This is a genomic window from Marinobacter nitratireducens, from assembly GCF_000708045.1.
Classification (GTDB): domain Bacteria; phylum Pseudomonadota; class Gammaproteobacteria; order Pseudomonadales; family Oleiphilaceae; genus Marinobacter; species Marinobacter nitratireducens.
Map to the genome: position 1 here is coordinate 341,948 of NZ_ANIE01000007.1, position 15,138 is coordinate 357,085.

Consider the following 15,138-nt stretch of genomic DNA (forward strand, 5'->3'; position numbering starts at 1 on the left):
CTGACACATGGACATGAAAGAAGCTCTTAACCGCATTGCCTCCAACCTGGACCTGTCCCGGGAGGAAATGAAAGATGTCATGCGTATCGTCATGAACGGCGAGGCAACGGATGCCCAGATCGGTGCCTTTCTCATGGGATTGCGCCTGAAAAGCGAAACCATCGACGAGATTACGGGTGCCACCGAAGTCATGCGCGAACTGGCCACCGGCGTAACCGTGAATGCCTCCCCACTGGTGGATATCGTGGGAACCGGTGGTGACGGCGCCAACCTGTTCAACGTGTCCTCGGCAGCCTCGTTTGTGGTGGCTGCGGCGGGTGGCTATGTCGCCAAACACGGCAACCGCGGCGTGTCATCCAAGAGCGGCAGTGCCGACCTGATCGAGAAGGCAGGCATCAACCTGAACATGACCCCGGAGCAGGTCGCCCGCTGTGTCGAGCAGATCGGCGTTGGTTTTATGTTTGCTCCGGCCCATCACGGCGCCATGAAGCACGCCATCGGCCCCCGCCGTGAGCTTGGTTGCCGCACCATCTTCAACATCCTCGGCCCGATGACCAACCCGGCCGGCGTGAAACGCCAGTTGATCGGTGTGTTCACCCGGGAGCTGTGCCGACCGATGGCCGAAGTCCTGTCGCGTCTGGGCGCGGAGCACATCATGGTCGTGTGCTCCAAAGACGGTCTTGATGAGATCAGCCTGGCCTCAGCGACCCACGTGGCGGAGCTGAAGAACGGCGAAATAACCGAGTACGATCTCACGCCGGAAGAGCTTGGCATCAAGAGCCAGTCGCTGGTCGGGCTTTCCGTGGAATCCTCCGAGGAATCCCTGGCACTGATCAGGGCAGCCTTTGGTCGCACACACGACGAGGTCACCGAGAAAGCCAGGGACATGATCGCCCTCAATGCTGGCGCGGCCATCTATGTCGCAGGTCTGGCGGAAACGCCCAAAGCCGGTGTCGATATGGCTTTGGATGCGATGGGTTCCGGCCTGGCGGCGGGCAAGATGTCCGAGCTGGCTGATTTCTCTCAATGTTTCTAACCGCCTGAAGGCAATCATGATCTCCGGGAGCCGCCGGTCAGCGGCTCTGGCACCAGAGTCCGACACTATGAGCAACAGACACCTGGATAAAACACCTACCATTCTGCGCAAAATCGTTGACCGTAAGTGGGAAGAAATCGACGAACGGAAGCGGAAAGTTTCCGTGGATGACCTGAAAGCGATGGCGGGAGACCAGCCAGCGGCTCGCGGGTTTGCCGACGCGCTTCGCGCACGCATCGAGCAACAAACACCGGCCGTTATCGCCGAGATCAAGAAGGCATCGCCGAGCAAAGGCATTCTCCGTGACCCTTTCGAGCCTGCCCGTATTGCAGAAAGCTACGAACAGGGCGGAGCCGCTTGTCTCTCTGTGCTCACTGACCGGGATTTCTTCCAGGGCCACGAAGACTACCTGAAAGCCGCCCGCGCAGCCTGCAGCCTGCCGGTCATCCGCAAGGACTTTATGGTGGCGCCCTATCAGGTGTATGAAAGCCGGGCCATCGGAGCGGACTGCATCCTGCTGATTGCCGCCTGCCTGACCAAATACCAGATGCAGGAACTGGAAGGCATTGCCCATGAGATCGGGCTGGATGTGCTGGTCGAGGTGCACGACGGTGAAGAACTGGAAGATGCCCTGACTCTGAGCACCCCTCTGGTGGGCATCAACAACCGGAACCTGCACACGTTCGATGTCTCACTCGATACCACCTTCAGCCTGCACGAGCGCATCAGTGCGGATCGGTTAACAATCACGGAAAGTGGCATCATGACCCGTGAAGACGTAGACGCCATGACCAGCCGAGGCATCTATGGCTTCCTGGTGGGAGAGTCCTTCATGCGGGCACCAGAGCCCGGCGACAAGCTCCAGGAGCTGTTCTTCCCGGAAGGCTGATCAGCCTTCCGGTTCCTCCAGTGCTTCCTGCAACAAACTCAGCAGGTGGGCTGGCATCCCCTCCGCCAGCTTCAACGCCGCTTCATGGCCCCTCGGCGTCATCTTGCCCCAGGTCCTGCGCACAATCCTCAGCCATTTTTCCTTATCGTAATCCGGGTTGTCCTCGAAGAACTGAGCGAAGTAGCGTTCCAGAAACACCATGCAGGCCACATCTTCCAGCAGCTGAGTATCCGGATCCTGTCTCAGCTCGCGCTTGGTCAGGATGGTTTCCACGCGACTGCATTCCTCCTCAGGATAACCACACGCAGCCATGATTTCGGCCGCTCGCCGGCCGTGCATACGTCCACAAGCCTGACGCCACGCGTAGTAGCCTTTGCGTCCTTCCGGATACTCGCTTCGAGCCAGGGTCCAGCGTTCGATGTGCTGGGCACGGCAGGCAATCTGCATACGCTCAGAGGGCGCCGGCTCGAGCGCCTGTAGCCAGCGAGTCATATGCAGGCTGTAGGCGTATTCACGGGGCAGAGCTTCACCCTCGACCGTCTCGCGATTGGGGTCGCTCCGGTTGGCCTGGTCAATACTGTCCAGGGCGCACTGCAAGGCATCCGGTGAGTTCATCGTCAGTCCTGTTACTGTCGGAAATCGTGTTCAAAGAAGCCCAGTCATTTTCAGGGCAACCGTCACCGGGTCACCATGGTCTGGGCATTCCGGACCAACTGTTCGGCATCCCGGGGGCGTTCCGGTTTGCGAACACCAGTCTGGCATCCCGGACGAGCATACAGTTCGTTAACCCATCGTTCCAGGTTATCCAGCCCCTCCATCGACACCCCCGACCAGTTGTAGGTCCGCACCCAGCACCAGTTGGCAAAGTCGGCAATGGTGATCTCATCTCCGGCCAGGTAAGCGGATTCGCCCAGCCGTGTATCAAGCACTTCGAACAGCCGGCGGCACTCATGCTGGTAGCGGTCGATGGCAGGCTGGATTTTCTCAGGAAAATAGCGGTAGAAAACGTTCGCCTGTCCCATCATCGGTCCGACGCCACCCATCTGGAACATCAGCCATTGCAGCGCTCTGGATCTGACCTTCGGATCGGTCGGATAGAACTGGCCATACTTCTCGGCCAGGTAGACCATGATGGCGCCGGACTCGAACACCACAAAATCGTCGTTATCACGATCCACAATGACCGGAATGCGACCGTTGGGATTCATCCCCAGAAACTCCGGAGTCTTCTGCTCATTCTTCGACAGATCAACCGGGATCAGGTTGTACTCGACGCCCATTTCTTCAAGCAAGACCGAAACCTTGTGTCCATTGGGAGTCGGAGAGGTATAAAGATCAATCACATTGGCCTCCAGGCACGTCTGATGTGGAGCAACCCAGGTCAAACCTGGGCAGAAGGGCGGGCCTTGATGCGGTCAAACCAGGCCTGGAGATTGGTCTGCTCGGGTTTGATCCGGATATTCACGACCCGGGCAAAGGCGAGCGTGGTGAAGGCGTTGATGTCTGCCGCGGTGAAACGATCGCAACAGATGTACTCTTTGCCCTCAAGGTGCTTGTTCAGGAAGTGCATGAACTTTTCGACGTTCTGACCACACTCCTCACCCCATTCCTTGATCGGGTTCATGCGGTCCTTGAAGTAGCCACTAGTATGCTGGAAACACATGCCGGTGGGCATGAAAAAGAACAATTCGATCCAGCGCATCCATTGTTCGATATGGGCCTTCTCCAACGGTGTATCACCCAGAAGGTGGGGCGTATCCGGGTAGCTTTCTTCGAAGTAACGGCAGATGGCCATGGTTTCGGCAATGCAGGTACCGTCGTCCAACTCCATCACCGGCACTTTCTTCATCGGGTTGCGAGCAGCAAACTCCGGAGTGAGGTTCTCTCCCTTCTGAATATCAACCTCAACAAACTCTGCCTTTTCCAGCAGCCCCTTTTCCGCCATAAACATGCGGACTCGGCGGGGATTGGGGGCAGTCTTGGTTTCGAAGATTTTCATTCTTGTCGGCTCCGTTCCGGGGTATCAGGTTCTGATGGACTGTTTTGTCATTCCAGAGACTGACGTGAAAAAAGAGTTGCGTCAAGCAACCTTACCAGCGAGAGATCCAGTCAGACATCTGGCGCAGAATCCACTCCGGTTCATCCAGAGGCAGGTCGTGGCCCGCATTCGGATGGACTTTCAGAGTCCACTGCCAACGCTGTTCAAGTACGGAGCTACACCTCCAGTGCACCAGGCGATCACCCTGACTCGCCAATAACAGAGCTTCCGGCATCGGTCGCTTTTTGCCCGGGGTGTATCGGGCAGCCGCAGACAGTTGCCTGAATGCGTTCCCCGGACTGACCGGGCGCTGGCGCTGAATGCGATACCATTGCTTGACCAACTCCAGGGACGGCTCGCGGTTAGAGGTCAGCCGGAGGATATCCCGCTCCCGCTCAAACAATTCCCTGCGAGCGATCAATCGGACAACCCTGGGCCATACACCGGGCCGCATTCGCCGCCAGGGCGGACTGAATCCCGAGCTGGTGTTGATCAGCACCAGATGCTGAATTTCACCCTCTGGCGCATTCTGCGCCCAGTCCAGAGCGACCATCCCACCCATCGATAGGGCCAGGATACTGAAGGGTCGGGGAATGTGGTCCACCTGGCGGCGCACCGCTTGCCGGATGGCGGGAATGTTGTCGGGGCTGGGGTCATGAAAATGCACACCGGTGCCCGGAAGGTCCACGGTGTGAAAATCGTGTTCCGGAAACGCGGATTTCAGCTGCTCGGGGAATGCTCCCCAATGTCCCTGCTCCCGGGTTAGTCCACGCAATAGAATCCAGTGCATGTTATGGCTGGTCCCGATACCAGTGCATGATGGCCGCTTCCCTCAGCATGGACTCCTCTTCCCTGGCCGGCAACCAGTTTTCATGGCTCGCTGCGGCATGCATCAGAAAGTCGATCCAGGTCAGATGTGTCCGCAATACCCGTTTGTGGCGATGAGGCACCAGCGGATTGAAAAATCCCTGCAACCGAAGCAACTGCCTCGGGCGTTTACGTATCCAGCGCCAGGAGCCCATCTCGAGGGTTAGCGGCAGGAAAACGCCCGCATTGTCGCGATTGATCTGCTTGTAGAAATAATCCCAGAGGTCGCCGTGGGTCAGGTAATGGCGGGACTGAGGCTCGAACTGGTAGTCATGGTTGGGATAGGCCTGCTCCCAGATTAGTTTGAGGGCCATCACTGACGCGATGCGCCGCATTGGGCGTCGTCGATAGGCATAGGGAAACCAGATCTGATCCTGCCAGCCAAATCCGGAATGGCAATCCAGCGCCAGGCTGAATGGCCGACCCGGAAGCAGCTCCCGAATCACCGACTCAAGGGCCTGATTCTCTGCCTCCATGCCCTGTTCCGGGTCACCCGTGTACCACGGCAGCCGGGGAGACAGGCGTTGACCTCCGAGCAGGAAGGCACTGCGATCCTGAGCCGTGATCGGCGCATTGCGCATCAGATCGACACCGTTTGGATTGCTACGCTGATTGAGGTACATACCTCCCGGATTCAGAATTGGCAATACAGTGATCCGGACTCTCTCCAGCAGTTGCCGGAAGCTGTCATCCCAACGCAGCCTGGCCAGGGCCGAACCCAGCCACGCCAGTACCACCTGGCTGCCAATCCGCTCAAGGCCATGAACCCCGCCAACCAGCAGTATGACCGGCGCATCAGGCCGGTCGCTGCCAAGATCAGCACGGTATATGGGCAAGGCGAGATCCTTGAGGCCGACCCGGTCGACAACGGATGTGGAGATCAGGTCAGGAGCCTCTGCAAGAAGCCGTTCCAACTGGATCATCTCCGGAAGGAATAACCGTAATAGCCGCCGCTGCCGGCTGTCACGTGTCGCCTGTTCTGCGGGGATCGCAGCATGGGGTGTGATTGCTCGCAACTCTGTCATGCGGAACTCCTCCCTAAACGGTCGGAGTTTAAAGATGGAATACTACAACTGTTTGACGACCACGCGGATTACAAGTCAGGCAACAGGCGCTATGATAACAATAAGCGCCGCGCTGCGGCCCATTGGTCAAATCACCATGCCGAAATTATTGATTACCCTTTGCCTGTTGGCTCTGACGGCCTGTTCACCGTCGGAAGAACCTGTCGGGGAACAGGCACCACAAAATCCAGCGACACAGAATGGCGAGACTTCAAACGCCACGATGCCTTCTCCCACCAGACCCGATGCCGTGGTTACGATTGCTGCCGATCCCTGGTGCCCTCACAACTGCACCGCAGGCAGCCCGGATGAGGGCTACGCAGTGGATATCGCCCGGGAAGCCTTTGCCCTCTCGGGTATCAAGGTACAATACGTGAATATGAGCTGGGCCCGAGCGCTGCAACAGACTGAGAGTGGGCATATCGATGCCGTCGTCGGCGCCTTTGTGTCCGATGCGCCAAACTTCGTGTTTCCCGATCAGGCCAGCGGATACTCACGAACCGCACTATTCACGAACCCTGAAAGTGACTGGCAGTGGGAGGGTATTGAGTCCCTTCAGGATCAAACCTTGATGGTGATCAATGGGTACTCCTACTCCCCGGAAATCGATGCCTACGTCGATCGTCACAAGGACGATCCTGCAAGGGTATTGGTGCTCTCGGGCACATCGCCACTGAACCGGGCGATTGAGCTTCTGGAGCAGGGGCGATCCGATGTGTTTCCCGAGGATCAGGCGGTCATGAACTGGACAATCCGGAATTCCGACCACAGCATCGTTCCTCGTCAGGCTGCGATGATCTATGAATCACCGTTCTACATTGCCTTTTCGCCCGCCAAATCCGATTCACCCAAACTGTCAAAACTGCTTTCACAGGGGATCATCAAGCTTCGCGAGTCCGGGAAGTTCGAGCAGATCCTGGCGCCCTATGGCTTGTCACAACCCTAATGGGTTGCGGTGATATTCCTCCCGCCTTCCGAGATCAACCGGAGCTCTCCGTTTCGACCGATCGTAAGCCTTGAGGCCTGCCCCAGCATCTCCAGAAAACGTTGTTCCTGCGCCATCAGTTCCGACGCGCACGCCATCCGGGTCGAAACGATCCCCGTGACAACCAATCTCCCCTCCCCCGTCAACCTGTATCGGCCACTAAAGCGATTGCACGAAGCCTCCCCGGCAATTCGGTTGTCCGCGAGGAACCGGATCGTTGCACGAGAGCGCTCAATGAGTGCGTCATTGCCAAGTTTCTGAACCTGCCACTCCACCCCCCGGAACAGTCGCTCGGGGTCGCCACCGCATCCATTGAAGACCTCACCATTGACGTCAAGTTGAGCCTGATTAGGGAATTGGGCATCTGACATGGTGTCTTCGCACAGTTGCCGGGCCACGGTGAGAACCACCCGGATATTTTCCCCCTCGGCACCAAACACTCGGCCATGCCGGTTCGATTCAATCACCTCAACAGGCAAGGTCAGAGCAGGGCCTTGTTCGTAGGGACGAAGCAAAACGAGGTTTGACGAATCCACCGTCACATGCCAGAACGGCTCGTTGCCGCCAGCTTCAAACGGCATGCTGACATCACCCGGCTGCAAACACTCGGGGTAGGTCTCGCCCTGAACCGTAAACCGCGCTTTCTCACCCTTGCTCCAAAAGCGGGTATCGTCCTCCCCTGGCGCAATGTACAAAGCTCCGGACGCACTCTCGGACGATTTGAGTAACAGATGCTTGTCCTGATACTCGACATTCAACAGGTTCGATTTCTCCCCCCTCGACACCCGGATGTCCAGCTCCCCGCAGGCGTACGCTATGCCTGAAGAGTCATCGGTTCCTGACAGTGTTGAGCAGGCGGATAACACGACGTTGATCACAGTCACGACGGACAGCATCCATACTCGTCGCAAAGTCATATTGAGTTCCCTTTCTGAAATGGACAGCGGGCTACAGTGTACTGCCCGCCATTGGTCATCGCCATCGAAGTTATCGGACAGGAAGAGAAACTGTGATACGTAAAATTATTTGACAGTATTTAACAAAAAAGGGCTGCCGTAGGCAGCCCTTTTGATACAACTTGGCGAATCAGGCCTTTCTGCGACGGAAGGCCAGGCCAGAGAGTCCGAGACCCAGCAGAGCGAGAGTACCCGGCTCAGGAACGGATACCGGAGGCTGCTCGGTGATTTCCTCGACCTTGGTGTCGATGAAAGACTTGGTGAACGACTGCGCATTGGCGCCGCCACTGCGGAGGATGTTCAGATCCCAGCCGGCACCACCACTGGCAAGCGCCAGGTCCACGTAGTCGGTTTCTGTAGTTCCGTATCCATTGCCAACAATGCCGTCACCCGCGCACTCAGTGTAACCACCGGAACCGTCTGCCTGGAAACCGTTCGCATCGCTGTCCACACCAATTGCGGAACCCGCGCCATCACAGGAGAACGGGTTATTCACGACCACGTTCAGGAGGGCGTTCAGCCCGCTAAGACCAGACAACAGCGACGAGGAGTCCAACGCGCCGTTAGTGTTATCGCGGTCCTCGTCTGTCACCAGGACGAAGTTAACAGCCGCGTCACTCCGGTAGCTCAGATTATTGATCGCCCAATCCAGAGCATTCCAACCGTCCTCAGTACCACCCGTAGTCACCAGTGAGCCGGTGGCTGTTGCAAAGTCGGAGGAGCTACCCCAGTCCGACCCACCCATGTCGTGGGCATGAGGATCCAGATGATTTCCACTGTAATAGGAATCAGCGCCACCGAAGCCCACCAGGGAATAGCGGTTGGCATCGGTGACACCCACACCCTCGGCCTGAAGCCCGGATTCGAGACTCGCAATCATCGTGCTAAGCCAATTGTGCTCACCACTCATTGAGCCGGACTCATCCACCAGGAACACCACATCGGCAGTAATCGGTGCCGCCATTGCAGCAGAACTCATCATCATTGCGGCAGCAACACCCGCTGTTCCCGCGATCCATTGTTTTTTCATGATTAAACTCCTTTTTTTCAGGTCTTTCGTTGCCTCACGACCTAAGCGGATTCCTTGCCAAACTCAACTATTTATTTTTATTTCATGCAATTAGAAACATACTCAGAGCCACAATCATGCCTGTGCGTAAAATCACTCGACACTTGACCCGCGGGCGGGCTGTGTTTGCCTCCCTCTTCATCTGAATCCGTTCGAACGCTATCCTTTGGGCTCAGCATCAGGAGGCACCTCATGGCCATCAAGCTCTATCAGTTCGCTATTTCCCATTACTGCGAAAAAGTTCGCTGGGCTCTCGATCATAAGCAGATCAATTACCAGACCGTGACGCTGCTTCCAGGTCAGCATGTGAATGTGATTCGGCAACTGACCGGGGCAGATTCGTCCGTTCCGGTGCTGGATCATGATGGGCATGTGGTGCAGGGCTCGGCCCGCATTATCGACTATCTGGATGAAACGTTTCCCGAACGGTCGCTAACCCCTGACGATCCGTCGATCCGCGAACAAGCCATCGCCTGGGAGAAACGACTCGACGATGAACTCGGGCCGGCCGTTCGCTGCTACTCCTACCACCATTTCCTGCAGCGCCCCAAAGCTGTGGTCCCCTTGCTGACTGCCGGGACTCCCTTCTACAACCGGTTTCTGGTCAGCCTTGCTTTCAGCCGCGTCAATGAAGTCATGCGGAAGTGGATGAAAATCAACGACAAGACGGCTGAGACGTCCCGGGAGACTATGGAAAGCCTGCTGACTGAGCTCACGGACCTATACGGGAAACAGCCATTTCTGGCTGGCAATCAATTCTCCCGCGCCGATCTGGCGGCGGCGGCCCTGTTTGCGCCCCTGTTCCAGCCCGACGCCTATCCCGTGCCCTGGCCGAAAGACCGGCAGATCCCTAAGGACGTCAAGGCCTGGCTGGAACGTTGGAACCCCCGACTCCAGACCATTGCCGAAATCTACAACCAGCATCGCAAGGCGGGACAATAACTGGCTCCGTGGCGGAAAACGCCAGTAGCCCTGACGGAATGGGACACCGGCGATACCGGCCCCGCGTGCCACAATGGGTAAGCATTAACATGACACCCATAGGTATTTCGCATGGCTCTGACCGACATGATCCTGGCCGTTTTCGAAGACAGCGGCCTCAAAGCCCTCTGGGAGACACTTGCGCCCTGGCTGGCGCTGGATGAGCGCCAACTCATTTTCGTCGTTGCCACGCCGGTTTTCGTGATCGTGGCCGTCTGGGAGTACCTGAAGATACGCCATGACCCCAAACTCATGGATACGCGTGAAGCCTTCCGCAACTTTGCCCTCGGCGCCGGCTACCAGGTCACCGAGTTATTGTTCGCAGGCATCATCGCCTTCCCGGTCTATGCGCTCTGTTACCACTACCGGCTGTTTGATCTGGAACTGAACTGGCTGACGGGCTTGCTGACCTTTGTCGGAGTGGATCTCTGTTTCTACTGGATGCATCGCGCCAGTCATCGTATGCGCTGGTTCTGGGCGGCTCATGTTGTCCACCATTCCTCGGAGCGCATGAACTTCTCGACCGCCATGCGTCAGAATGCCACGAATATTTTCAATGGCATGTGGGTGTTCTACCTGCCCATGGCCCTTCTCGGCTTCAATCCAGTATGGATCGGCATCGCCTACGCGCTGTCACTGGTGTATCAGTTCTTCATTCATACCACCCTGATCAGGCGCCTTCCGGGCTGGATCGAATTCATCTTCAACACCCCCAGCCACCACAGGGTCCATCACGGCCGCAATCCCGGTTACATCGACCGTAACTACGGCGGCACGCTGATACTCTGGGACCGCCTGTTCGGCACCTTCGTTTCCGAAGATGCCCAGGATCCACCGGAATACGGCATCACCCGGCCGGTCCCTTCCAATAACCTGCTTGTACTCTGGACTCACGAATACGTGGATCTGTTCCGCGACATGGCACGCCCTGGCAGATTAATGTCTCGACTCAAACATTTATGGAAGCCGCCGGAGTGGGAACGCCCGGCACCCACCAACCCGGAATCACAACATGCAGGAACACACATTCACCCTGACGGGCCTTGATCAGCACCTTATCCATGGTGTGACCATTAGCCCTACCAGCCCATCCGCCATGCTGGTTATTGCCCATGGCATGGCCGAACATTCCGGACGATACACCGGGTTTGCCCGCTGGCTCGCGGAGCGAGGTATCGCGGTGACGACCTACAATCACCGCGGGCATGGTCCGAATTGCGGGCCCGAGACACTCGGCCTGTACCATCAACAGAGTGGATGGCATAAAGTCACAGACGATCTGCACCGGATTCTCATAGACGCACGTGCCCGCTTCCCCAGCCTCCCCTTGCTGTTATTGGGACACAGTATGGGGTCGTTCATCGCCCAGAGCTGTATCCAGCAACACCCACTCGCGGCAGACGCGCTGATCCTCAGTGCTACCAATCGCATTAACCCTTTTGAACTGAAATCATCACGCCTCCTGATCGGAATAATCCGTGCCTTTTTTGGCCCGGAGCACCGCAGTAAGTTTCTGGCAACCATGACGTTCGGCAAGTTCAATCGGCGCTTCCGCCCCAATCGAACAACCTCCGACTGGTTGAGCAGAGATACCACTCAGGTCGACCAGTACCTCAGAGATCCACTGTGTGGCTTTGAATGCACCACAGGGCTCTGGCATGACTTTGTCAGTGGCATGCTGACGATCGATCCTCAGAGCTGGCGCAAGGATCTGCCCGTGCATCTGTTTGCCGGCACCTGTGATCCGGTCGGAGAAATGGGCGAGGGCGTCAGACGCCATTTTCAGGCCATCCGTAATGCTGGCGTTGAGCAGGTCACGCTGCGGCTGTTTGAAGGGGGGCGCCATGAAATGCTTAATGAAACCAACGCCGACGAAGTATGGAGCTATGTCCTGAGCCTGATAGAATCACAGGCCGGGGTCCGGGAATACGCGGACCAGTCGCAAACGCTGGAAACCGCCTGATGCCTGACGTGCCGTCACCGTTCAAACTGAATACCTGCATACATCGAGTCCTGCTGGTGGCAGCAATGATCTTATCGGCCCCGCTCGCCGGGGCAGGCGAGGTCCGTGTGGCGATCGCTGCCAATTTCACGGACACCGCCCGCGCACTGATCAGCGCCTTTGAACAGACCACGCACCACCTTGTCTCGGCAAGCTACGGTTCGACCGGCAAACTCTACGCCCAGATAGAGCACGGAGCGCCTTTTGACGTGTTCATGGCGGCTGACATTCGCCGCCCCCAATTGCTGGAAGAAAACGGTCGGGGTGTTGCAGGAACCCGCTCCACCTATGCACAAGGCAAACTGGTTCTCTGGAGCCCTCGGACGGAGCAGTTCAGTGATCCCGTTCGCTGGCTGTCATCCGCCGACTTCAGGAAACTGGCCATTGCCAATCCCAAGACCGCCCCCTATGGTGCCGCGGCGGAGCAGGTCCTGACCAACCTGGATTTGTGGAACCCAATTCAGCCCCGCCTGGTTCGCGGCGACTCCATTGCCCAGACCTTCCAGTTCGTTGCCACACACAATGCCGATGCGGGATTTGTAGCTCTGTCCCAGGTCAAGGCCTGGGATCGTGGGGCCGGATCGAGCTGGCCTGTCCCCCAGCAGTACTACTCACCGATACAGCAGCAGGTTGTTTTGCTGACCAGGGGCGAGAAGAATGACGCCGCGCGAGCCTGGCTTCAGTTTCTGAGTGAGCAAGAGGCCAAGACGATCATCCAGCGCTTCGGGTACGATACACCTCTCTGATTCATCATTCCGGGCGACCCATGGATCCATATTGGCAACCTATCTGGCTGACCATAAAACTGGCGGGATCAACGACCTTGCTTCTGCTCCTCGTGGGCACGCCGATCGCGTGGTGGCTTGCCCGGAGCAAACATTGGATCCGCCAGCCCGTTGCCGCCATTGTGGCACTGCCGCTGGTTCTCCCGCCCACCGTTCTCGGGTTCTATCTGCTGGTTCTGCTCGGCCCCAACGGCCCGATTGGAAGCGCGATGGATTCCCTTGGGCTGACGCTACTGCCCTTCACATTCGAGGGCCTGGTGATCGCATCCATGATCTATTCCCTGCCCTTTACCGTTCAGCCTCTGCAGAATGCCTTTCAGAACGTTCATCACCGATATCTCGAGGCCGCTGCCACGCTGAGCGCATCCCCGATCGATCAGTTTTTCTCGGTCGTGGTGCCCATGGCGCGAGCCGGGTTCCTGAGCGCCGCCGTACTGACATTCGCCCACACTGTCGGCGAATTTGGTGTGGTTCTGATGATTGGCGGCAACATTCCCGGCGAGACCAAGGTGTTGTCCGTGGCCATCTATGACCATGTGGAATCCCTGGAGTACGTCCAGGCACATTGGCTGTCGGCCGGTATGATTGCGTTCTCGTTCCTCGTCCTTGTTACGCTCTACTCCATCAACGGACGCATTGGAGCAGGAGCGCTCAAATGACTGTCGGGCCGGGCATCAAAGCCCGCTTTCAGTGCCGATACCCGGGGTTTGAGCTGGCAGTGGACCTCAAATTGCCGGGTAGCGGGGTGACCGCCCTGTTTGGCCACTCTGGTTGCGGCAAAACCACCCTGTTGCGCTGCATGGCGGGATTACAACGTGCCGCCGGGACCATGTCGGTTAACGGCGATTGCTGGCAGAACGACACTCAGACCCGCCCGGTCCATCACCGTCCGCTGGCCTACGTATTCCAGGAGACCAGTCTTTTCCCCCACCTGACGGTCCGGAAGAACCTGCTGTACGGCTATCGACGAACCCCGAAGGCAAACCGCCGCATCCAGATGGATCAGGCAATTCAATGGCTGGGGCTGGAGCATCTTCTGGATCGCATGCCCGGAGGCCTGTCCGGCGGGGAGCGTCAGCGCGTTGCCATTGGCCGGGCCATACTGACCAGCCCAAACCTGTTGTTGATGGACGAACCTCTGGCAGCGCTGGATCAGGCCAGCAAGCAGGAGATCATGCCGTACCTGGAATCGCTCCGGGACAGCCTGTCCTTGCCCATCATCTACGTATCGCATTCGGCCGCGGAGGTAGCCAGGCTGGCGGATCACATTGTGATGATGGACCGCGGCCGGGTGGTTGCCGAGGGCCCGCTGCAGGAGACGCTGGCGCGGACCGATCAGCCATTCGGTCTGGAAGAGGATGCCGGTGTCATACTGAACGCCACGGTGAGGGAAATGGAGCCCAATTGGCACCTGGCGCGGGCGGAATTCGAGGGAGGACATCTGTGGATCCGCAGCCGTGACTCTCTCCATCAAGGGCAACGTATCCGACTGCAGGTTCTGGCCAGAGATGTCAGCATTGCCCTGAAAGAGCATTCTGATCAAAGCATCCAGAACCTGATACCGGCGCGGGTCGATGAGATTGCCACGGACCTGAGTCCCGGCACGGCGATGGTCCGGCTGGTCGCCGGAAACACCCCGTTTCTGGCGCGATTGACAAGCCGCTCTGTGGAATGCCTGGACCTGCAACCAGAGCGTAGGGTCTGGATGCAGGTAAAATCAGTGGCAATTGTTGACTGAGAAAGCGTTGGGCTTTACCGGGTACCGTAGACCACCATGGTCTTGCCCTTGACCCGGACCAGTCCCTGATCTTCGAGGGTTTTCAGAACCCGACCCACCATTTCGCGGGAGCAGCCGACGATCCGGCCGATCTCCTGGCGGGTGATCTTGATCTGCATACCATCCGGATGCGTCATCGCGTCCGGCTCCTTGCAGAGATCCAGCAGTGTACGGGCAACACGACCGGTAACATCCAGGAACGCCAGGTCCCCGACCTTGCGCGTGGTCTGGCGCAGGCGGGATGCCATTTGTTCGCCAATAAAATAAAGAACACGCGGATCCTGCTGGGCAATCTCGCGGAATTTGGTGTAGGAGATCTCGGCAACTTCACACTCGGACTTCGCTTTCACCCAGGCACTGCGGGAATCCATGTTGTCAAACAGCCCCATCTCACCGAAGAAGTCTCCAGCATTGAGGTATGCCATGATCATCTCACGGCCATCGTCATCCTCGATGATTACCGTAACCGACCCCTTGACGATGTAGAACAGGGAGTCACTCTTGTCACCGGCGTAAATGATGGTGCTCTTGGCTGGGTAGCGCCGGCGATGGCACTGGGAAAGGAAATAATCGAGATGTTTGGTCTTCTGCTCAACCGGCTTGACGATAGTAGCCATAATGCGAGTCGTGCCTCCTCAAATACTGGCGGGTCCCAATGGTTGTTATGCACCCGGCTTTCCCTGCGGGTT

General features: G+C 57.7%; 17 protein-coding genes. 9 read left to right on the forward strand and 8 right to left on the reverse strand.

Features of this window, described 5'->3' with window-relative positions:
* Positions 1-7 precede the first annotated feature (7 nt).
* Complete coding sequence (gene trpD, locus D777_RS12750) at positions 8-1,036, forward strand: anthranilate phosphoribosyltransferase (RefSeq protein ID WP_036132734.1); 1,029 nt, start codon at positions 8-10, stop codon at positions 1,034-1,036.
* Positions 1,037-1,103: 67 nt separating this feature from the next.
* Entirely contained in the window at positions 1,104-1,925 is an 822-nt protein-coding gene (gene trpC / locus D777_RS12755; protein WP_036132735.1) for an indole-3-glycerol phosphate synthase TrpC, read from the forward strand.
* Here trpC and D777_RS12760 read toward each other — a convergent pair whose 3' ends face one another.
* From D777_RS12760 to D777_RS12780, 5 genes are all read right to left on the reverse strand, one after another.
* The gene (locus D777_RS12760) at positions 1,926-2,540 is read right to left on the reverse strand and encodes a DUF4202 domain-containing protein (RefSeq protein WP_036132737.1); all 615 of its coding nucleotides are present in this window, start codon (positions 2,538-2,540) and stop codon (positions 1,926-1,928) included.
* Positions 2,541-2,602: 62 nt separating this feature from the next.
* Positions 2,603-3,268: a glutathione S-transferase family protein gene (locus tag D777_RS12765; protein WP_036132738.1), complete on the reverse strand. Its 666-nt coding sequence runs from the start codon at positions 3,266-3,268 to the stop codon at positions 2,603-2,605.
* A gap of 38 nt (positions 3,269-3,306) precedes the next feature.
* Entirely contained in the window at positions 3,307-3,924 is a 618-nt protein-coding gene (locus D777_RS12770; RefSeq protein WP_036132739.1) for a glutathione S-transferase family protein, read from the reverse strand.
* Positions 3,925-4,015: 91 nt separating this feature from the next.
* A complete protein-coding gene (locus D777_RS12775) occupies positions 4,016-4,753 on the reverse strand; it encodes an alpha/beta fold hydrolase (protein ID WP_036132741.1) in 738 nt (245 codons plus the stop codon).
* A 1-nt stretch (position 4,754) separates the two neighbouring features.
* The gene (locus tag D777_RS12780; RefSeq protein WP_036132744.1) at positions 4,755-5,855 is read right to left on the reverse strand and encodes a M14 family zinc carboxypeptidase; all 1,101 of its coding nucleotides are present in this window, start codon (positions 5,853-5,855) and stop codon (positions 4,755-4,757) included.
* A 91-nt stretch (positions 5,856-5,946) separates the two neighbouring features.
* Between D777_RS12780 and D777_RS12785 the strand changes: the two genes are divergently transcribed.
* On the forward strand, positions 5,947-6,840 hold the full coding sequence (locus D777_RS12785) for a substrate-binding periplasmic protein (protein ID WP_227501759.1): 894 nt from the start codon (positions 5,947-5,949) through the stop codon (positions 6,838-6,840).
* Here the strand turns inward: D777_RS12785 and D777_RS12790 are convergent.
* Both D777_RS12790 and D777_RS12795 read right to left on the reverse strand, forming a co-directional pair.
* The gene (locus D777_RS12790; RefSeq protein WP_227501760.1) at positions 6,837-7,796 is read right to left on the reverse strand and encodes an META domain-containing protein; all 960 of its coding nucleotides are present in this window, start codon (positions 7,794-7,796) and stop codon (positions 6,837-6,839) included. The genes D777_RS12785 and D777_RS12790 overlap by 4 nt on opposite strands.
* A 169-nt stretch (positions 7,797-7,965) precedes the next feature.
* Positions 7,966-8,865: a PEP-CTERM sorting domain-containing protein gene (locus D777_RS12795; protein WP_036132746.1), complete on the reverse strand. Its 900-nt coding sequence runs from the start codon at positions 8,863-8,865 to the stop codon at positions 7,966-7,968.
* A gap of 231 nt (positions 8,866-9,096) precedes the next feature.
* Here D777_RS12795 and D777_RS12800 point away from each other — a divergent pair, with 231 nt between their 5' ends.
* From D777_RS12800 to modC, 6 genes are all read left to right on the forward strand, one after another.
* Positions 9,097-9,846 carry a glutathione S-transferase family protein gene (locus tag D777_RS12800; protein ID WP_036132748.1) on the forward strand — a complete coding sequence of 250 codons (750 nt, stop codon included), beginning with the start codon at positions 9,097-9,099 and terminating at the stop codon, positions 9,844-9,846.
* A gap of 111 nt (positions 9,847-9,957) precedes the next feature.
* Positions 9,958-10,932 (forward strand): sterol desaturase family protein, encoded by a 975-nt coding sequence (locus D777_RS12805; protein ID WP_036132750.1) that lies wholly within the window; start codon positions 9,958-9,960, stop codon positions 10,930-10,932.
* The gene (locus D777_RS12810) at positions 10,898-11,848 is read left to right on the forward strand and encodes an alpha/beta fold hydrolase (RefSeq protein WP_036132751.1); all 951 of its coding nucleotides are present in this window, start codon (positions 10,898-10,900) and stop codon (positions 11,846-11,848) included. The genes D777_RS12805 and D777_RS12810 overlap by 35 nt, the downstream gene beginning before the upstream one ends.
* The gene (gene modA, locus D777_RS12815) at positions 11,848-12,633 is read left to right on the forward strand and encodes a molybdate ABC transporter substrate-binding protein (RefSeq protein WP_051669092.1); all 786 of its coding nucleotides are present in this window, start codon (positions 11,848-11,850) and stop codon (positions 12,631-12,633) included. Before D777_RS12810 ends, modA begins: the two co-directional genes overlap by 1 nt.
* A gap of 20 nt (positions 12,634-12,653) precedes the next feature.
* Complete coding sequence (gene modB / locus D777_RS12820) at positions 12,654-13,331, forward strand: molybdate ABC transporter permease subunit (RefSeq protein WP_036132752.1); 678 nt, start codon at positions 12,654-12,656, stop codon at positions 13,329-13,331.
* Positions 13,328-14,410, forward strand: a complete 1,083-nt coding sequence (gene modC, locus D777_RS12825) for a molybdenum ABC transporter ATP-binding protein (protein WP_036132753.1) — start codon at positions 13,328-13,330, stop codon at positions 14,408-14,410. The genes modB and modC overlap by 4 nt, the downstream gene beginning before the upstream one ends.
* Before the next feature lie 14 nt (positions 14,411-14,424).
* Here the strand turns inward: modC and crp are convergent, their stop codons facing one another.
* Complete coding sequence (gene crp / locus D777_RS12830) at positions 14,425-15,066, reverse strand: cAMP-activated global transcriptional regulator CRP (protein ID WP_036132755.1); 642 nt, start codon at positions 15,064-15,066, stop codon at positions 14,425-14,427.
* Positions 15,067-15,138 lie beyond the last annotated feature (72 nt).